Origin of the sequence: Bradyrhizobium sp. STM 3566 (assembly GCF_045571445.1) — a bacterium.
GTDB classification, from domain to species: domain Bacteria; phylum Pseudomonadota; class Alphaproteobacteria; order Rhizobiales; family Xanthobacteraceae; genus Bradyrhizobium; species Bradyrhizobium vignae.
The window spans coordinates 3168057-3184966 of record NZ_CP120692.1 but is presented as its reverse complement, the minus strand read 5'-3'; the positions used below and the strand labels follow the sequence as shown (position 1 = coordinate 3184966).

The following is a 16910-nucleotide window of genomic DNA, read 5'->3' as shown; positions in this document are numbered from 1 at the left end:
ATCGCCCCGCACCCGCCGCCTTTTAGCCACACGCGGCCATAATGCAAGCCGGAGCACGTCGCCGGTCCATGGCGGCGCCGGCGGCCGCAACGGCTCAATGGCGATTTGGCCGAAGTCGCGATAGACTTGGGAGCTGCCGCCACATCTGGGGTCTGCCGATGTCGAAAAAGGGAATCACGGGCCACGATGACTGGGTGCTGACCGAGGCGCTCGCGACCGCCCTGGTCGCGCTGGAGCAGCTCGAGCCGAAGCACCGGCCGAACGCCCATATGGAGGACATCCGCAAGCTGCTCGCGAACGGCAAGGAGCCGGCGGCGGTGAGCCTGCACCTGGCGCAGGCCAAATGCCGCCTGTTTCCCGAGCTCGACCCGCTGGAGATCTACCGGGAATACGGCATCGGCGAGGAGTATGGCTAAAGCGCGATGAGATTTGGATGAATCGTCATCGCGCTTAAGCTTGTTGTTTACGCATGATCTTTCCGGAAAACCGCTTCGCACTTTTCCGGATCATGCTTTAGGGCCCGCCCGCGACCGATCCCGCGATCACCATGACCAGCGCGCCAACGTCGATCTTGCCGTTGACGGTCAGCTCCTCCGAGCGGTTTCCATCGTTCGCGCCCTGGACCTTGAGCGATTGCGGCCGGTCGGCGGCCTGACGCTGCAACTCGCCGACGATCGCTTCCTTGAGCTTTTCTTCCAGCATGGGCCCCTCCTCACGCCGCCATTGCGCGGCACGATTGCGCGCAGGAGCGGCAGATCGCGACGCATTCGTCCATGCCGCCGATCCGCGCGCAATCCTCGGCGCATTCGCCGCAGATTTCGGCGCACTCAGCGCATGTATGCTTGTGGTGCGGCGTGTTTATCAGCATGAAATGCGCGGCGGTCCGGCACATCTCCGCGCAGGCCATCATCAGGCGGAAGTGTTCTGGCTCGACGTGCTTGCCGCCTGTCTCGAGGCAGTGGTTCATCGCCGTGCCGAGGCATGTCTGGTAGCAGCTCATGCAGAGTTCGATGCAGCGGGTCATCTCTTCGGATCGGGCCATCCGTTCTCTCCCAAGTTGCGCGTCCATGCCGCCCCTGCTCAACTCAACCAAGGCGACGCTTTCATCGTTCCTGCCCTCCCCCCGATTGTGACGACCTGGAACCACATGATGCGGCTCTAGCCGAAACGCCGCGCCCGCGCCGCCCGGTAGCGGGCATCGGTCTGCGGCTTGATGAACAGCGCCGCCACGCTCGGATGGCGCCTGCGGATCTCGGTCTCGGTCGAAACGACGCACTGCTCGATATCGTCGGCGCGCTTGTCGTCGGCGAACTCGATGCTCAAGGCCACCACGACCTCGGCCGGCGATAGCTGCACCGTCAGGAGGCCGTTGGCCCTGAGCACGCCGGGCGAGCGCCTTGCCACCTCTAGGATGGAGCGCGCAAGCTCCGGATCTGCAGGCTCGCCGATCAGAAGGCTCTTGCTTTCGCGCGCGAGCGCGACGGACGCGGTCGCCAGCAACAGCCCGATCAGGATCGAACCAACCCCGTCCCAGACCGGCTGGTCCAGCCATACGGCAGCTGCAGTGGCCGCGGCGGCGATCGCGATACCGAGCAGCGCCGCGCTGTCCTCGAGCAGCACCATGAAAGCCGGAGGATCCTTGCTGCGGACGAAAGCCTGATAGTAACCAAACCGCTCGGCGTCCGACCTGAAGCGCCGCAGGGCAATCAGCCAGGAGCCGCCTTCGAACAGGAATGACAGGCCGAGCACCACGAAGCTGACGATGGGATCTTCGATCGGCTCGGGCGCGGCGACGTGCAGAATGCCCTGAAACAGCGAGACGCCGGCGCCCAGCGCGAAGATGAGCAGCGCAACGATGAAGCTCCAGAAATACAGCTCCCGGCCGTAGCCAAGCGGATGGGATTCGTCGGGTGGACGGGCCGCGCGCCGGTAGCCATAGAGCAGCAGGATCTCGTTGGTCGTATCGACGAGCGAATGCACCGCCTCGCTCGTCATCGCCGAACTTCCCGTCCATGCGGCGGCGCCGATCTTCGTGACCGCGACGAGGACATTGCCGAGCAGCGCCGCATAGACAGAGGTCTTCGTGGATGATCCTGCCGCCATGTTCGCCAATGTCCGATACTCCGCTTCTCACGCCAATCGCGCCGGCACGCTGTTGTGGATGGTGCAGGCGGCAATTGCGGCGTGGCCGAACGAGACCGAGATCTGGTGCAGGTCGGTGACGACGTCGCCGATGCCGTAGAGCCCGCGGATCGACGTGCGCTGATGGTCGTCGACCTTCAGATAACCCTCAACGGTATGCTCGGCACCCAGCGCCATCGCGAGCTGGGAGCGCACCTCAGCGCCCATCGCGGGATAGATCATGTCGAATTGCGCCGTGCGGCCGTCGGCGAAGACCGCTTCGATGCCATCGCCTCTCCGCTGCAAACGCAGATCGGGCGCACGCACGACCTCCACGCCCGCCTCGGCCAGCCGTGACGTTGCGGCCCGATCGTCATCCGGCTCGGTTGCGAGCAGCGTCACGTCGCGCGAATAGCCGCGCAGGAACAGCGCCTTGCCCGCAGCACGCGCCAGCGGGCCGATGACGCCGATGCGGCGGCCGGTCGCCTCGAAGGCGTCGCAGATCGGGCAGTAGCGCAAGAGCCCATCCGCGACGGCGGCGCGCCATTCGTCGAACGGCGGATGGGTATCGACGATCCCGCAGGCGAGGACGACGGTGGCGGCTGCATGCGCGCCGCCATTCCAGCTCGCCAGAAAACCACGATCGTGTCGTTGCAAGTCGGTGACCTCGGCGTCCACGCGCGTGACGGCGAGCTCGTCCAGCTGGGCCGACATCCTTTCGATCAGCTCCGTGCCGGACAGGCCGTGGACGAAGCCCGGGACATTGCGACTGCGCGGGATCAGCGCCGCCCGGCTCGCGCCAGTGTCCACGACGCAGACGCGGCGGCGGAAGCGCGCCAGATAGATCGCGGCCATCAGCCCGGCCGGGCCGCCTCCGACGATCAGGCATTCAAGCGGCGGCGCGCCGGTCATTTGGGTTTGGGGTCCACAAGACCGGCACCGGGATCGCCGAAACGCCCGCTCCTTGCCAGCCGGACTGCGTTGCCGAGCGCACGCGCCGCATTCTGCACCTCGTGCTGGAATTCGCTGTCCTCATCGAGATCGCGATGCGAGGTGGCGTATGGCTCCCTATAGCCGACATAGCCGTCGAGCTCGGCGTAGCGGCCCGCCGAGATCAGCTGCATGTCGGTCAACCAATCCGACAACGCCCGGCGCACGCCCGCGGCGCCGACCGCATCTCCGTGAACGACGACGCCGAAGTGACGGCCGGCGAGATGGCGCGGATAGGACCAGCCCTTCAGCTCCAGCGCCTTGGCCTCAGCGGCATTCTTGCCGTGGGTCGCAGTCGGATCGGGATTGCCGCCATCGGCGCAGACCATGCGGTCCATCATCGCCTTGAGCCCGGTGGGCACATGATACCAGTTCACCGGCGCCACGATCAGGATGCCGTGGGCCGCAACCCAGAGCGGATAGATCTCGTTCATCCAGTCGCCAGTCTGCCCCAGTGAATAGTTCGGATAGCAGCTGCACGGCCAGTGGCAGAGCGGCATGGCGGTGCCGACACAGGTCTTGCAGGGATGAATGGTCTTGCCGAACTCCGAGGCGAGGCGCGACAGATCGAGGATGTCGACGGCAAATCCCATCTCGACGAGGACGGGCTCGGCCAGCTTGACCAGCCGCCAGGTCTTGGACATCTCGCCGGGACAGGTGTGCTCGCTGCGGGTCGAGCCGTTGATGAGGAGAATGCGCGGCGTCTCGTCGGCATCGTCGTGCCGCCGCTGCGCCTCCAGGATTTTTGCGCGCGCATCGAGCCAGTCGACGGCAAGATCGTAGTCGGGATCGGAGAAGCCTGGGCCCGCCTTCCGCGTCAACGGCGCCTTGCGCGAATGGCTGTAGGCGTCCCAGGCCGCAGCGGTGATCGTATCGAGCTCCCGTCCGAGCGGGGCAAAGGCGGGATCGACGAACTGACGCTTGTAGCGGCGCTCGAACTCCTCGCGCGACAGCTTGACGGGTGGCATCCCCTTGCGAACGTCGGCGTCCGTCATGCTGGCTCCTGGCGAGGTCGATATCATTCGACCAACCCGGCGCGCAGCGCGGGGTTCCCAGGGCTCTACCCGCGAGCAGGCTCCTGCGGCACGTCGAATTGCGCGATCCGCCGGTCGAGCCGCCACAGCTCGATGCGATGGACCAGCACGAGCGCGGCCGCTTCGCGCTTGGCCTGCTCATCATCGTCGCAGACCAGATTGATGCATCCGAACACGTGCCCATCAGGATCGATCTGAAACGCGCGGTAATGCTTGATGCTCCCCATCATGTTTGTCCTCGTCTTGGGGAGACGGGCGCGCTCAACCAGTCTGTCAGGTTCGAGGTGACTTCGTTCTGTTTGGCGCGTTGCAGCAGCATCTCACGTTCCCTGCCCGGCGGCAGGGTGCGGGCGCGCTCGCGGGCGTTTTCGGCGAAGGCGGCCAGCCGCTCCTGGAGCGATTGGGTCTGTTTCCTGCGGTTACGTTTGGCGGTCATTTGCACTGTCGCGGATAATCGGTTGGAAGGAAATCAGCCCCGGCGGGGGATCTGGCGCCGGGGCCCAAATTCTATTGCCACTCAATTCGCTTACCGGCTGGGGCGGCCCAGCCCGGCAACGTTTGTAGCTTCCGCCGCAACAGCCGGTTCCGGCATTTCAATAAGTTAACGCTGCATGAGTTCGCGCGAGCGAGATCCGGACCGCGCCGGAACCGAAATGTCAACGCGCATATTCAAAGACGACTTGAAGGCGGATCATCATGGCAGACAATCTATTCGGGCGGCTGCAGGCCCGGCGACCGCAGCCACTCGCTCATCTGAGACCCTGTTTCCGCCTGGCGCGCCTTGCGCAACATCTCGTCGCGCGCGGCGCCGGGCGGAAGCGTGCTCGCTTGTTGGCGCAGTCGCTCCGCCTCGGCGGCGAGCCGCGCCTCCAGAGTCTCTATATGCTTGAACCGATGTCGCGTCGTCATCAGGCGTTCTCCCTGGTGCACGAGGTCGAGCGCGCCGTTGCGTTCTGACGTCTGGCGGGTGCCGAGCCGCGCAGCCTGGCAGACGGTCAACGTTGTGGGGGAGGAACGGTTGCCCGTTTCTGCGAAAAGACCGGAGCTATGGTTCCTCGTTGTCCCGGCGCGCCTTGATCTCCGAGCGAAGCATGGCGCTGTCCATGATGGCCAAACGCAAATCGTTCACGGTTTCGCCGTAGTGACCCGCAGCCTGTCTATGCTGCTCCCGAAGGGCGCGGCTCTCCTCGATAGCACGTCTAGCGCGGGCAAACAGGGAATCAGGCATCAGCCATGATGCAACAGAGTTCAACGGCACTCTCTTGCATAGGTTACTCATATTGCGCCAATCGCTCAAAGAGCCTCGCTCATTAACTTGGATCAAGCCTTCACAACCCCTCTCGGACGGTTTCTCAACCTATGATCGATGTCCGGAACGGGAATTGACCGGCAGATCCCCGATTTCCTTGGCCGAAACGCCGCGGCAGGTGTATGGTCAGTTCATCACCGGCTAACGCCCCGCCCGTAGGCGCCGGTGGCTGAGAGACGTAGGGTGCTCCCGCCTGCATGATCATCCGGGGAGCGCCCGATGGCGAAGCAGTCTCACTATCCTTTGGCGTCCGACGAGAAGCACGCGGAGCAGGTTCGCAAGGCCATCCGTGAATCGTGGGAGGTATTGACGCTTCCCCGACCGGATACGTTTCTCGGCCGACGAACTCACGAGCCTTTTCCAAGCGAACAAGGTGAGGGTGCGCAGGACAGACAGCCCCGCAGACCGCGATGATCGCAAGGGGGCCGCTCCGGCGACGTTCCGGCGGGATGTCACCGACGAAGCGGGTCCCGATAACGAAGGCCGGCTTCATCGCGTCGCTTCAGTCTCCTCGATAGAGCTGCAGATAGCTCGGCGAGTATAGCGCCGCGTTCTTGAGCGCATCGAGGTCTGGGATGGTCAGCATCCGCTCGCGCAGGATGATGAGCCCCGACGCGCGCAGCTCCTGAAGAGTCCGATTGAGGTGAACGACGGACAAGCCCGTGGCATCCGCGAGATCCATTTGCGTCACCGGCATGACGCAGGAATTGCCGTCGACCATCCCCACGACGCGAAGCCGCTCGAACGTTTCGCAGAACAGATGGGCGACGCGCTCAACCGCCACGCGACGGCCGAGATTGATCGCCCATTCGCGTTGAATGGCGATGTTGACGAGGGTCTCGCACCAGAACGCCTCCGCGAGCGAACGGTCGCCTGCCATCAGGCTCTCGAAGCGCGCGCGCTTGATCTCGCTGTAGACCACAGGCGTCATCGTCGCGATGGAATGATCCATCACCGGGAGCAGGAACGCATGCGCATCGCAACTCTCGCCCGGGAAGATGAAATTGACGATTTGGCGTCGCCCATCCTCGAGCGTCTTGTAGCGACAGAGCCAGCCGGACAGGACGACGCGGACGCTATCGACAGGGTCGCCCTCGGAGATCAGGTCCTCGCCCGCTCCGGCACGTTGGAGGCCTTCGAGCATGGCATATTCGAGCGATGCGCGGGCCTCGGTCGACAACGGCCTCAGCGCGCTCAGCCGGCGAATGACCGGCTGCAATGCGCTGCGATCGACCGTCGACAACGGCATCAGGCCGCCACCACGGGTGTGTGGAAGGCGCGCTTGCTCAGCGGGACGGTGATTGTGCATTGCAGCCCCGCAGGGTTGAATATCATCTTGGTTTGGCCCTTGAACTCGAATGCCAGCGTACGCTCCAGAAGATCGGTACCAAATCCTTTTCGAGGCCTCGGGGTCACGGGCGGCCCGCCGCGCTCCCGCCATTCGAACACCAGCTCCGCGGGCTCAACGCTCTCATCGACGCGCCAGGTCACTTCAATGTGACCGGTCGGCTGGCTCAGGGCGCCGTATTTGAGCGCATTGGTCGCGAGCTCGTGGATCGCGAGTGCGAAGGTTTCCGCCGCCTTGGGCTGGAAGCGCACCGTCGGCCCGGAGACCCGCATCTGCTCGCCTTCGCGGGCATCGTAGGCAAGCAGCTCCTCGATCACGAGATATTCGAGATCGACGCCGCCTTCGGGATCTCGGGTCACCAGCGCCTGGGTGCGGGCAAAAGCGTTGAGACGACCATCGAGATGAGAGGCGTATTCCTCCACGGTAGAGCTCGTTTCCGCCGAGCGGCGGGCGATCGACCGCACCACACCGAGCGTGTTGCGAACGCGGTGCTGGAGCTCGGCCAGCAGCAGGCGCTGGCGCTCCTCGGCGCGAGTGATCGCGGTGACGTCAATGAAGGTGATGACGACGCCCGCGATGAAATTGTCGATGCTGCGGTAAGGCAGGATACGCACGATGTAACGGGTGCCGCTGTCAGGCGCGGTCAGCTCGCGCTCGACGCTCGCCAGCGTGCGCAGCACGCGGCGGACGTCGTCATAGAGCTCCTCGATCGGGATGCGCGCCTTGATATGGCTGATCGGCCGGCCCGTATCGGTTTCGACGAGATGCAGCAGGTGCGTGATCGCGGGCGTGAAGTTCATCACGCGCAAATCATTGTCGAGGAATACAGTCGCGATCTGCGTGCTCTCGAGGAAATTCTTGAGGTCGCTGGTGGCGCGCGTCAATTCCTGAACACGGTGGGCCAGCTCGCCGTTGACGGTGGTCAGCTCCTCGTTGACCGACTGCAATTCCTCACGCGAGGTCTCCAGCTCCTCGTTAGCCGACTGAAGCTCCTCGTTGAGCGACTGGTATTCCTCGTTCGAGGATTTCAGCTCCTCGTTGGTGCTCTCCAGTTCCTCGATGGTCGCCTGAAGGCGCTCGCGCGTGGCGCGCAGATCGGTTTCGAGGCGCTCGACATGCTCAGTGCGTACCAGCGCGTTGGGGTTGCCCTGATCGGCCTCGATCATTCGGACCGGGCCGTCCTTGAACAGCACGACGAAATTTCGGTGACCGCCCGCGCCGTCCTGGACCGGCTCGACCGTGATGTCGACCACGACACGGTGACCGTTCACCCCGAGTTGCACCTGCTCGGCATGGACGGGCTCGTTGGTCTCGACAGCGCGGCTGAGCGCGGTGCGCAGTTCGAGGCGCAGATCGCGGTGCACGAGCTGAAGCAGGTCGAGCGAGGCGGCACCCGCCGTCGGCTCGATATAGCGGCCGGTGCGCCCCGAGAAGTGCAAAATCTGGAAATTGTCATCGGTGATGACGTAGGCCGGCGCATAGCGCTCTGCGATGCGCTGGGCGCGCCGCTCCAGCCCGACGTCGGGACCGAACGAGCGCGGCGCCGGCACTTCGGCCGGCACCCTGCCCGCCACCGTCGTGATCGGAAATTCCGGCGGCAGCCGCGTTCCGGTTTCCAGCTTCTTGAAGATGCGCGCCCGTCGGTCGACCGGCGCGAACAGCTTCGGGTGCCGCGTCACGTTCTCGGAATTTCCGAGAAACAGATAGCGGTCCGGCAGCAACGCGAAGTGGAACAGCGGGATCACCCGGTTCTGCAGCTCGGCATTGAGATAGATCAGCAGATTGCGGCAGGAGACGAGGTCGAGCTTGGAGAACGGCGCGTCCTTGATGACGTTGTGCTGCGAGAAGATGCACATCTCGCGCAGCTCCTTCACCACGCAATAGGTGTCGCCCTCGCGCACGAACCAGCGCGCCAGGCGCTCGCTCGTCACCTCTGCCTCGATCTTGGTACGGTAGCGCCCCACCCGTGCGGTCGCCAGCGCCCGTCCGTCGATGTCGGTGGCGAAGATCTGCACCTGCGGCGCGGATTCCATCCGCGCCATATGCTCGCGCAGGAGGATGCCGATCGAATAGGCCTCCTCGCCGGTGGCGCAGCCGAGCACCCAGACGCGCACCTGCTGCCCCGCACCCTTGCCCTCGAAGATCTTCGGGATGACTTGGGTCTCCAGCACCTCGAATTCGCGTTTGTCGCGGAAGAATTCGGTGACCCCGATCAAGAGATCATTGAAGAGGTGCTGGGCCTCGTCCTTGTCGTTCCGCAAGTAATCGACATAGGCAGCGATGTCGTCGATCTGGACCACTTGCATGCGCCGCTGCACGCGGCGCAGGAAGGTGTTCTGCTTGTAGCCGTGGAAATCATTGCCGGTCTTGTTGCGCAGGATGTCGGCAATGCGCGACAGCGACGACGCGGCCGCTGCGAGCACCTCATCGAAGCCCTGCTTCTCTTCCAGACGCCTGAGATGACGGGCATAGACCTGGATGTGCTCGGGAATATCTTCCGGCGGCAGCACATAGTCGGCGATGGCGGCGGGCGTGTTGCCGTTGCGCAGATGCTCAGCCTCGTCCTGGCTCGCTACCCTTTCGGCGATGGCGAGGCCGCCGTGATCTTTGAGCGTCGCCGTGCCGAGCGTGCCGTCACCGCCGGTGCCGGCAAGAATGACGCTGATCGATTGCTCGGAGCGTTCCTCGGCCAGCGAGACCAGGAAGCTGTCGATCGTGGCCCGCTCGCCGGGCGCCTGTTCGGCCTTGCGAATCGCGAACCGGTTGTTCTGGATCGTGGTAATCATCGCCGGCGGGCACAGATAGACCATGCCGCCTTCGATCGCGTGGCCGTCGCCGATATCGGCGACCTTGCCGCCATTGGACGCACGCACGATTCCGCGCAGCCGTTGCTCGTCAAAACTCTCGTGGTGCTGAAGCGCCAGCACGATGGCCTGATCGGCGCCTAAGCTCAGCTTGGCAAAGAAGCGCTCGATGCTGTCCAGCGCACCGGGCGAGGCGCCCACTCCTATGATCAGCGGAGTCTTGATCTGGCGCTCTCCTTGGACCGGCTGGTCGCCGACGTCATGCATGGCTCTGATGGCTCTCGTTCGCTCGCCGGGACCAACAGGCGCCCGGCTCCTGCAAATAACAGAAATCAATATTATCCCAATAGATCAAACGCAAAAATGTCCCGAAGCGTTCAGCGTTGTCAGCTCCGGCCGAAAGGTCCATGCTCGCCAGCACTGCGAAGGAACCCGCGATGCCCATCTCCGAGGAGCTCGCCGGCCTGATCAGGCGGGCCGAGCGTGCGACCGCGGAAGCCCGCCGCTTGCTGGCCGAGAACGAGCGCTGGCGCCGGTATACGGAGCGTCAGCTCGATACCATGTTCGAGCTCAGCGCGGAGTTCAGGAGAGCTGCCGTCCTTTCCCCAACTACCCCGCCGCGACCTCCTGCCGGAGATACTCGACCCGCTGCTCGATCAAAACGCGGTGGCGCTCCCATTCCACCAGGGTCTGCCTGAGTAGGCTGACCAGTCGTTCCGCCTGGCGCGTGTCGTGTCCGCCCGCCATCAGCTCGCGCACCCGATCCTCCTGATCGCGGATGCGCCTCCAGCCCTCCTCGATGTCTCTATCGGCCTTCACCAGGAGGCTCTGCTCGATGTTGAGTTGCGCGGTGCGTTCGGCAAGGGAGGTGGCCATGGCAGAGCCTTCAGGCCTCCGGTTTGCCCACGGGAGGATCAAGGGACTTTAGCACAACGCGCCGGATCATGTTGGCATATTCGCGATATTCGCGTGCCCGAGCCTCGTACATCTCGGCGACGGCAGCCCGGCCGCTGCGCCGGCCGTCGGCTGCCATGCGCTGCACCAGCTCCGCGCGCTCCTCGATGATGCGCAGCGCCACGCGCAGGGCTTCGTCGACGCGCCCCTCCTGCTCCTTGGCGAGAGCATCGGCGGTGAAGCCGTGACCCACCTGGCAGCGGAAGCGCATCGGTCGCGCTTCCTTGACTTCCGAAAGCACGCCGCCGCAGGCCGGGCAAGTCAGCCCGACAGGGTCCGCAATTGCGCTGAGATTGTCGCTGCCTACACGCTCCCCAGCCGCGATCTCGACCTCGAGCCTGATCTCGGGGGGGACCGGCAGCGCGGCTCCGGCCGGCTCCCTGACGAGCTCGGACAGCACGTCGCCCATGGTGGCGCCGGAAACGCAGAGATCGACTGTAGTCGCTTCCATTGCGCGCCGCGGCATCTCGTCCGAGATTGCGTCCGCGGGATCCTGCACCACGGCCATCCCGCCGCAGCGCTTGATGGCGTTGAGACCGGCCGCGCCGTCGGACAACAGGCCGCTGAGGAGCACGCCGACCACGCGCGGGCCGTGATAGAGGGCGGCAGAGCGGAACAGGGCATCGATCGCCGGCCGCACCATGTTCTCGCGCGGCCCTCGGCCGAGGACAACGCGATCTCCAGCGAGCAGCAAATGATGGTCCGGCGCACCCAGATAGACGTGACCAGGCTCGATTTTCATGCCGTTCTCGGCCTGCCGGACCGGAAGTGGGCCGGCACTGCTGGCAACCGTCGAGAGGATGCCGATGCCCTGCGCCGGAATGTGCAGCACGACGAAGACGGCAGCCGGCAAATCCGCAGGCAGACGGCCCAAAATCTGCTTCAGCGGCGCGGTCGCCCCGGCCGAGCCCCCGATCACGATGATGTCGCGGTTTCCCATGGAACCCACCTTCGATTGCATCGTTTGCACCAAAGTGGGTCCCGGTCTTATGTTCCTATCCGCCTGGAGGGATTGCTGGAGGGGATCATGTCCAGTTCTCACGCATCGTCTCGTCAGCGCGCGCCCCTGACTGGGCGCCGTATCCTCGTGGTCGAAGACGAATATTTTCTCGCAGACGACATCGGACATGCGCTGCGAAAGCTGGGCGCCGAGGTTGCAGGTCCGGTGGGGGACATTGAGGACGCGATGGCAATGCTGCAGGGGGCCGGCGTACTCGACGGCGCCGTGCTCGACGTCAACATTCGGACGGAGCTGATTTTTCCGGTCGCCAGGGAACTCAGGGCGCGCGGCGTGCCCTTCGTGTTCACCACCGGCTACGACAGAATCAGCATCGCGCCGGAATTCCACGACGTGCCGCTCTGGGAAAAGCCGATCGATGTCGCAGCCATGGCGCGGACTCTGGCGGGACTCATCGGCGATCGGCGGGCATGACACGCAACGCAGCGCATCCTTCCCCACTTCTCGCAGTGGAGTGTGACGTTCAATGATCTACCTACCTGATACCGCCCTCGATGAGCAGATGCTCAGCCAATCGCGTGAGCTGGTGCGCGAGGGCATGGCGCTGCTGCGCAGCACCGACCATCTCGTGAGCGCCCAGCGCCTGCGCGATGAGCTGGAGGAAGAGCGCCGCAAGCCGCCGCGCCGGGACCGCAAATCGGGGAAGGCCCGCTGATCTGCGCCGCGCAGCCGATCGAATCAGAACAGATGTGCGACAGCAAGCCAGGCGGTCACCGCCAGGCACAGGACAATCGCGGCGTAAGGTAGCGCGACGCGCAAGACGGCAAGCTCCCCCAATTCAGCTGATCATCATCCAGACAATTGCCACCATCATCACGAGAAAACCCGTGACCGCAGTCGCGACAAAGGCTTGTTCGATGCGATCCATCGCCATCGCAGCCCCCCTCTTGTTTCAGCCCGTACAATTTGACGGTTTCGGGGCCGCTGTGCATTAGGCTATGTGAATCGGCGGGCGCCTTTGTTGTCGGCCCGCAACACGGTTCGCGCCACTCCGTGAAATTGCGACGATGTCGCTCTACGACCTCGCGGTGCCCGGCTCCGCCATCTTGCGATGCTGCCTGGCCAGCATCTCGTTCGGCGTGACGCTCGCAACCGTGGTCTGAATCTTGTTCTTCAGTCCGGTGACGATGTCGGCGTCGCCGCGCATCATCGCATCGAAGCCGGCCCTGGCGACACCGTAGGCGCCGTCCTTCTTCTCGGTGCCGACCTTGGTATCCATCATGTCGGCGCGGCGGAAGAACTCGGTTTCGGTCGCACCTGGCATCAGGCAGGTGACGGTGACACCGCTGTCGCGCAACTCCTCGCGCAGCGCGAACGAGAATGAATCCAGGAACGCCTTACTCGCATTGTAGGCGGCCTGGAAACTGCCCGGCATGAAGCCGGCGATCGAGCCGGTGATCAGGATGCGGCCGGCATTGCGGCGGAGCATCTCATTGCCGACGCGGTGGATCAGATACAGCGTGCCTGTGATGTTGGTGTCGATGAGGTGCTTCACCCTGGCAAAGTCCTGGTCGAGGAAGGCTTTGCCGAGGCCGATGCCGGCATTGGCCAGCAGCGCATCGATCGGCCGGTCGCCGAGCGCGGCGCAGAGCTTGTCCACGCCCTCGGTGGTGGCGAGATCCGCCTCGACCGGCTCGACGCTGCCGCCGAGCCGGCGCAGATCGACGGCCACCTGCTCGATCGCGGCCTCGTCCGCCGCGATGACGAGGTTGAAGCCTGCCTGCGCACAGCACCTGGCGAGTTCCAGACCGATACCGGTTGAGGCGCCTGTGACGACGGCGAGTTGATTGGCGGGCATGCGGCAAATCCTCGGATTTGGACCCTTGGGGAATTGAGGTGATGACGCTCAATCGCCGCCCTGCTCCCGCGTTCCTATTTGCGCAGTGCGAAGAATTTGCGCGGGGCGATTAGCAACCATCGTTCCTTCCTGGACTTAGATGCCAAGTGATTCAAGCGGGAGGACGGACGATGAAGGCGCTGGTCTGGCACGGCAAGGAGGACATAAGGTGCGACACCGTCACTGACCCGGAGATCCAGGATCCACGCGACGCCATCATCAAGGTCACGAGCTGCGCCATCTGCGGCTCCGATCTGCACCTCTTCCACAATTTCATTCCGGGCATGTTGCCCGGCGACATCATGGGCCACGAGACCATGGGCGAAGTGGTCGAGGTCGGCTCGGGCGTCGACGGCAAGCTCAGGAAGGGCGACCGCATCGTCGTGCCCTTCACGATCATTTGCGGCGAATGCGAACAGTGCAAGCGCGGCAATTATTCGGTGTGCGAAACCACCAACCGCAAGCGTCATCTGGCCGATAAGGTGTTCGGGCACACGACAGCCGGCTTGTTTGGCTATACGCATCTGACCGGTGGCTATCCCGGCGGCCAAGCCGAATATCTCCGCGTACCCTTTGCCGACGCCACCCACATCAAGGTGCCCCCAGGCATTCCCGACGAGCAATTGCTGTTCCTCAGCGACATCTTCCCGACCGGCTGGCAGGCCGCCGTGCAATGCGACATCGAGCCGACCGACACGGTCGCGATCTGGGGCTGTGGTCCGGTCGGGCAGATGGCGATCCGCAGCGCCATCCTGCTCGGCGCCAACCAGGTGATCGCGATCGACTGCCTGCCCGAGCGGCTCAGCATGGCGGAAGCCGGCGGTGCCACCACGATCAACTTCGAGACCGAGAGCGTGGTGGAGCGTCTGAACGAGCTCACCGACGGCAAGGGACCGGAAAAGTGCATCGACTGCGCCGGCATGGAAGCTCACGTGATGCCGTCCCGGCCAGACACCGTGCTCGACCGCGCCAAGCAGATGGTGATGCTGGAAAGCGACCGGCCGCACGTGCTGCGCGAGATGATCTATGTCTGCCGGCCCGGCGGCATCATCTCCGTCGCGGGCGTCTATAGCGGCCTCTCCGACAACATGCCGATGGGCGCCTTCATGAACAAGGGCCTGACGATGCGCACCGGCCAGACCCACGTCAACCGCTGGACCGACGACCTGCTCCGCCGCATCGAAGAGGGCGAGATCGACCCGTCCTTCGTCATCACCCACACCGTCCCGCTCGCCCAAGGCCCGGAGATGTACCAGGTGTTCCGCGACAAGCGCGATTCCTGCGTCAAGGTCGTGCTGAAGCCCTGAAGGAGCAGGCTTATGTTTCATTTCTCCAACATCGTCCGCACCAAGGGTGATCCGAAGATCGTCGAAGGCGGCCCGAGCCTGAAACAGCCCGCGGACCAGCTCGCGCGTGCACTCGGCTGGTTCAGCATCGGGCTTGGCGTCGTCGAACTTTTCGCGCCAAGGCGCGTCACGGAAACGTTGGGCATGGAAGGCCGTGAGACGATGGTCCGCGCCTTCGGCGTGCGCGAAATCCTCGCAGGCATCATGTCGCTGTCGATCGACAAGAACGCCGGCCTGTGGGCCCGCTTCGGCGGCGACGGCCTCGATGCCGCGGCGCTGCTCTCAGGGCTGACGTCGAATAATCCCAAGAAGGGCAACATCGCGCTGGCGCTGCTGATGGTCGGCGGCATCGCCATGCTGGACTACCGCGCCGCACAGGACACCAAGCCGCGGCGACCGCCGCGCAACGCACGGCGCAAGCTCTATCCCAACCGCAGCGGTTTCCCCAAGGGCATCGAGAGCGTCCGGACTGCGGCTCGGCAGATCACATCGCATGCTGGGCATAACGAGGTGATGCAAGGTGATGAGCGTCGAGTCCCGTGACGAAGCCGCGTGGTGGGAATCCGCCGTCATCTACGAGATCGCGCTGATCTCCTTCCAGGACTCGAACGGCGACGGCAAGGGCGACCTCGCCGGACTGATGTCGCGCATCGATTACCTGAAGTGGCTCGGGATCGATGCGGTGTGGCTGACGCCGATCTACAAGAGCCCCTTCCGCGATCTCGGCTACGACATCTCCGACTATTGCTCGATCGAGCCCGCCTTCGGCAGCCTCGACGCGTTCGATCGCCTCCTCGAAGCGCTGCACGCCGCAGGCATCCGGCTCATCCTCGATCTCGTTCCCAATCACACCGCGAACGATCATGCATGGTTCGTCGAAAGCTCGAGCTCGCGCAACAGCGCCAAGGCGGATTGGTACATCTGGGCCGATCCTGCCGAGAATGGCGGGCCGCCCAACAACTGGCTGAGCCGGTTCGGCGGCAGCGGGTGGGAATGGTGCGAGGCACGGCGGCAATATTACTATCATTCCTTTCTGGTCGAGCAGCCCGACCTCAACTGGCGCAATCCGCAGGTGCGTGCCGCGATCGCCACTTCCATGCGGTTCTGGCTCGACCGCGGCGTGGACGGCTTTCGCGTCGATGCCAGCGCGGTGCTGATCAAGGACCACCTGCTGCGCGACAATCCGCCGAACCCGCAAGCCAAGAGCAAGCCGCCACCGCAGCGGCAGACGCCGGTGTTTACCGACGACCGGCCCGAAACGATGGATTGCATCGAGTTCATCCGCGAGGTGATCGACGCCTATCCGGGACGAATGCTCTGCGGCGAAGTCCAGGGCAAGACCGACCGCATCGGCCACTTCTACGGCAACGGCCGGCCGCGCCTGCATTTGCCGCTCAATTTCGCCCTGCTCGATTCCAAGTGGGATGCGCTGTCGCTGCAAGCGACGATCGACGCCTATTTCAATGCGATCCCTGAACATGTCTGGCCGGTCTGGGTGATCGGCGGCCACGACAAGCAGCGGATCGCGAGCAAGATCGGCGAGGCGCAGATGCGCGTGATGGCGATGCTGCTGATGACGCTGCGCGGGACGCCTTTCTTCTTCATGGGCGACGAGATCGGCCGCAAGCGCGTTCCCATTCCGCCGGACCGCGTCCACGATCCCTTCGAGAAGCTCGTGCCCGGATACGGGCTGTGCCGCGATCCCGAACGCGCACCGATGCGATGGGATGACAGCCCGGGCGGCGGCTTCACCACGGGCAGCCCATGGCTGCCGCTGGAGCCGCCCGAGGGCGCGGCCAACATCGCCGGCCAGCAGCGCGACGAACGTTCGGTCCTGGCGCTGTTTCGCACGCTGATGGCGCTGCGGCGCGACCATGCCGGGCTGCGGCGGGGCGGTTACGCGCCGCTGCGCTCCCAGAACGACGTCCTGGCCTACAAGAGGATGGATGGCCGTAACGAATTTCTGGTCGCGCTCAACATCGCGGCCGAACCGCGGAATTTCCACTGGCAAGGCCGCGGCCGCCTCTTGCTGTCGACGCAGCTGGACCGGCGACCCGAGCCCTTGCCGGATGCTTCCATCCTGCTCCGGGGCAACGAAGGCGTGATCATCGCGATTGAGCCCCGGTGACGGCCCGAAGGAACCATCCGC

The 16910-nt window shown here is 64.5% G+C and carries 20 protein-coding genes; 6 read left to right on the top strand and 14 right to left on the bottom strand.

The window, feature by feature from the left end; all coding sequences use genetic code 11:
- The first annotated feature begins 158 nt into the window (after nt 1–158).
- Nucleotides 159–416, top strand: a complete 258-nt coding sequence (locus tag P6U27_RS15285; protein ID WP_174221578.1) for a hypothetical protein — start codon at nt 159–161, stop codon at nt 414–416.
- A 97-nt stretch (nt 417–513) separates the two neighbouring features.
- On the opposite strand, the gene P6U27_RS15280 is transcribed toward P6U27_RS15285, so the two are convergent.
- From P6U27_RS15280 to P6U27_RS15220, 13 genes are all read right to left on the bottom strand, one after another.
- Nucleotides 514–702, bottom strand: coding sequence for a hypothetical protein (locus P6U27_RS15280; protein WP_209296165.1), 189 nt, complete (start codon nt 700–702; stop codon nt 514–516).
- 10 nt (nt 703–712) lie between these two features.
- Complete coding sequence (locus P6U27_RS15275) at nt 713–1042, bottom strand: four-helix bundle copper-binding protein (protein WP_122402827.1); 330 nt, start codon at nt 1040–1042, stop codon at nt 713–715.
- A 116-nt stretch (nt 1043–1158) separates the two neighbouring features.
- Nucleotides 1159–2103 (bottom strand): cation diffusion facilitator family transporter, encoded by a 945-nt coding sequence (locus tag P6U27_RS15270; RefSeq protein ID WP_407194272.1) that lies wholly within the window; start codon nt 2101–2103, stop codon nt 1159–1161.
- A gap of 27 nt (nt 2104–2130) precedes the next feature.
- Nucleotides 2131–3033 (bottom strand): NAD(P)/FAD-dependent oxidoreductase, encoded by a 903-nt coding sequence (locus P6U27_RS15265; protein WP_122402825.1) that lies wholly within the window; start codon nt 3031–3033, stop codon nt 2131–2133.
- Nucleotides 3030–4106 carry a flavodoxin family protein gene (locus P6U27_RS15260; RefSeq protein WP_122402824.1) on the bottom strand — a complete coding sequence of 359 codons (1077 nt, stop codon included), beginning with the start codon at nt 4104–4106 and terminating at the stop codon, nt 3030–3032. The genes P6U27_RS15265 and P6U27_RS15260 overlap by 4 nt, the downstream gene beginning before the upstream one ends.
- 65 nt (nt 4107–4171) lie before the next feature.
- Entirely contained in the window at nt 4172–4375 is a 204-nt protein-coding gene (locus P6U27_RS15255; RefSeq protein ID WP_244607977.1) for a hypothetical protein, read from the bottom strand.
- Nucleotides 4372–4581 carry a hypothetical protein gene (locus P6U27_RS15250; protein ID WP_122402822.1) on the bottom strand — a complete coding sequence of 70 codons (210 nt, stop codon included), beginning with the start codon at nt 4579–4581 and terminating at the stop codon, nt 4372–4374. The genes P6U27_RS15255 and P6U27_RS15250 overlap by 4 nt, the downstream gene beginning before the upstream one ends.
- 272 nt (nt 4582–4853) lie before the next feature.
- On the bottom strand, nt 4854–5054 hold the full coding sequence (locus P6U27_RS15245) for a hypothetical protein (RefSeq protein ID WP_122406619.1): 201 nt from the start codon (nt 5052–5054) through the stop codon (nt 4854–4856).
- A gap of 136 nt (nt 5055–5190) precedes the next feature.
- Nucleotides 5191–5397, bottom strand: a complete 207-nt coding sequence (locus P6U27_RS15240) for a hypothetical protein (protein ID WP_244607976.1) — start codon at nt 5395–5397, stop codon at nt 5191–5193.
- 559 nt (nt 5398–5956) lie between these two features.
- The gene (locus tag P6U27_RS15235) at nt 5957–6703 is read right to left on the bottom strand and encodes a Crp/Fnr family transcriptional regulator (protein WP_122402819.1); all 747 of its coding nucleotides are present in this window, start codon (nt 6701–6703) and stop codon (nt 5957–5959) included.
- The gene (locus P6U27_RS15230) at nt 6703–9873 is read right to left on the bottom strand and encodes a CheR family methyltransferase (RefSeq protein ID WP_407194271.1); all 3171 of its coding nucleotides are present in this window, start codon (nt 9871–9873) and stop codon (nt 6703–6705) included. Before P6U27_RS15230 ends, P6U27_RS15235 begins: the two co-directional genes overlap by 1 nt.
- A 342-nt stretch (nt 9874–10215) precedes the next feature.
- The gene (locus P6U27_RS15225; protein ID WP_407194270.1) at nt 10216–10482 is read right to left on the bottom strand and encodes a hypothetical protein; all 267 of its coding nucleotides are present in this window, start codon (nt 10480–10482) and stop codon (nt 10216–10218) included.
- A gap of 10 nt (nt 10483–10492) precedes the next feature.
- Nucleotides 10493–11500 carry a chemotaxis protein CheB gene (locus tag P6U27_RS15220; RefSeq protein WP_122402816.1) on the bottom strand — a complete coding sequence of 336 codons (1008 nt, stop codon included), beginning with the start codon at nt 11498–11500 and terminating at the stop codon, nt 10493–10495.
- An 87-nt stretch (nt 11501–11587) separates the two neighbouring features.
- Here P6U27_RS15220 and P6U27_RS15215 point away from each other — a divergent pair, with 87 nt between their 5' ends.
- Together P6U27_RS15215 and P6U27_RS15210 are read left to right on the top strand one after the other, a co-directional pair.
- The gene (locus tag P6U27_RS15215) at nt 11588–11992 is read left to right on the top strand and encodes a response regulator (RefSeq protein ID WP_122402815.1); all 405 of its coding nucleotides are present in this window, start codon (nt 11588–11590) and stop codon (nt 11990–11992) included.
- Between the two features lie 52 nt (nt 11993–12044).
- Nucleotides 12045–12233, top strand: coding sequence for a hypothetical protein (locus P6U27_RS15210; protein WP_122402814.1), 189 nt, complete (start codon nt 12045–12047; stop codon nt 12231–12233).
- Nucleotides 12234–12593: 360 nt separating this feature from the next.
- Here P6U27_RS15210 and P6U27_RS15205 read toward each other — a convergent pair whose 3' ends face one another.
- Nucleotides 12594–13376 (bottom strand): SDR family oxidoreductase, encoded by a 783-nt coding sequence (locus P6U27_RS15205; RefSeq protein ID WP_122402813.1) that lies wholly within the window; start codon nt 13374–13376, stop codon nt 12594–12596.
- Between the two features lie 170 nt (nt 13377–13546).
- On the opposite strand from P6U27_RS15205, the gene P6U27_RS15200 reads away from it, so the two are divergent.
- From P6U27_RS15200 to P6U27_RS15190, 3 genes are read left to right on the top strand one after another with little or no spacing between them, the layout of a single operon-like run.
- A complete protein-coding gene (locus P6U27_RS15200; RefSeq protein ID WP_122402812.1) occupies nt 13547–14722 on the top strand; it encodes a zinc-dependent alcohol dehydrogenase in 1176 nt (391 codons plus the stop codon).
- A 12-nt stretch (nt 14723–14734) separates the two neighbouring features.
- Nucleotides 14735–15304: a hypothetical protein gene (locus P6U27_RS15195; RefSeq protein WP_129143232.1), complete on the top strand. Its 570-nt coding sequence runs from the start codon at nt 14735–14737 to the stop codon at nt 15302–15304.
- On the top strand, nt 15285–16889 hold the full coding sequence (locus P6U27_RS15190; RefSeq protein WP_122402810.1) for an alpha-amylase family glycosyl hydrolase: 1605 nt from the start codon (nt 15285–15287) through the stop codon (nt 16887–16889). The genes P6U27_RS15195 and P6U27_RS15190 overlap by 20 nt, the downstream gene beginning before the upstream one ends.
- Nucleotides 16890–16910 lie beyond the last annotated feature (21 nt).

Excerpts from the sequence above, each read along its gene's own strand:
- P6U27_RS15265 (WP_122402825.1), bottom strand. The coding sequence starts at position 3,033 with ATGACCGGCGCGCCGCCGCTTGAATGCCTGATCGTCGGAGGCGGCCCG.
- P6U27_RS15275 (WP_122402827.1), bottom strand. The coding sequence starts at position 1,042 with ATGGCCCGATCCGAAGAGATGACCCGCTGCATCGAACTCTGCATGAGC.
- P6U27_RS15250 (WP_122402822.1), bottom strand. The coding sequence starts at position 4,581 with ATGACCGCCAAACGTAACCGCAGGAAACAGACCCAATCGCTCCAGGAG.
- P6U27_RS15255 (WP_244607977.1), bottom strand. The coding sequence starts at position 4,375 with ATGATGGGGAGCATCAAGCATTACCGCGCGTTTCAGATCGATCCTGAT.
- P6U27_RS15225 (WP_407194270.1), bottom strand. The coding sequence starts at position 10,482 with ATGGCCACCTCCCTTGCCGAACGCACCGCGCAACTCAACATCGAGCAG.
- P6U27_RS15230 (WP_407194271.1), bottom strand. The coding sequence starts at position 9,873 with ATGCATGACGTCGGCGACCAGCCGGTCCAAGGAGAGCGCCAGATCAAG.
- P6U27_RS15285 (WP_174221578.1), top strand. The coding sequence starts at position 159 with ATGTCGAAAAAGGGAATCACGGGCCACGATGACTGGGTGCTGACCGAG.
- P6U27_RS15190 (WP_122402810.1), top strand. The coding sequence starts at position 15,285 with ATGAGCGTCGAGTCCCGTGACGAAGCCGCGTGGTGGGAATCCGCCGTC.
- P6U27_RS15215 (WP_122402815.1), top strand. The coding sequence starts at position 11,588 with ATGTCCAGTTCTCACGCATCGTCTCGTCAGCGCGCGCCCCTGACTGGG.
- P6U27_RS15280 (WP_209296165.1), bottom strand. The coding sequence starts at position 702 with ATGCTGGAAGAAAAGCTCAAGGAAGCGATCGTCGGCGAGTTGCAGCGT.
- P6U27_RS15235 (WP_122402819.1), bottom strand. The coding sequence starts at position 6,703 with ATGCCGTTGTCGACGGTCGATCGCAGCGCATTGCAGCCGGTCATTCGC.
- P6U27_RS15210 (WP_122402814.1), top strand. The coding sequence starts at position 12,045 with ATGATCTACCTACCTGATACCGCCCTCGATGAGCAGATGCTCAGCCAA.
- P6U27_RS15200 (WP_122402812.1), top strand. The coding sequence starts at position 13,547 with ATGAAGGCGCTGGTCTGGCACGGCAAGGAGGACATAAGGTGCGACACC.
- P6U27_RS15195 (WP_129143232.1), top strand. The coding sequence starts at position 14,735 with ATGTTTCATTTCTCCAACATCGTCCGCACCAAGGGTGATCCGAAGATC.
- P6U27_RS15220 (WP_122402816.1), bottom strand. The coding sequence starts at position 11,500 with ATGGGAAACCGCGACATCATCGTGATCGGGGGCTCGGCCGGGGCGACC.
- P6U27_RS15245 (WP_122406619.1), bottom strand. The coding sequence starts at position 5,054 with ATGACGACGCGACATCGGTTCAAGCATATAGAGACTCTGGAGGCGCGG.
- P6U27_RS15205 (WP_122402813.1), bottom strand. The coding sequence starts at position 13,376 with ATGCCCGCCAATCAACTCGCCGTCGTCACAGGCGCCTCAACCGGTATC.
- P6U27_RS15260 (WP_122402824.1), bottom strand. The coding sequence starts at position 4,106 with ATGACGGACGCCGACGTTCGCAAGGGGATGCCACCCGTCAAGCTGTCG.
- P6U27_RS15270 (WP_407194272.1), bottom strand. The coding sequence starts at position 2,103 with ATGGCGGCAGGATCATCCACGAAGACCTCTGTCTATGCGGCGCTGCTC.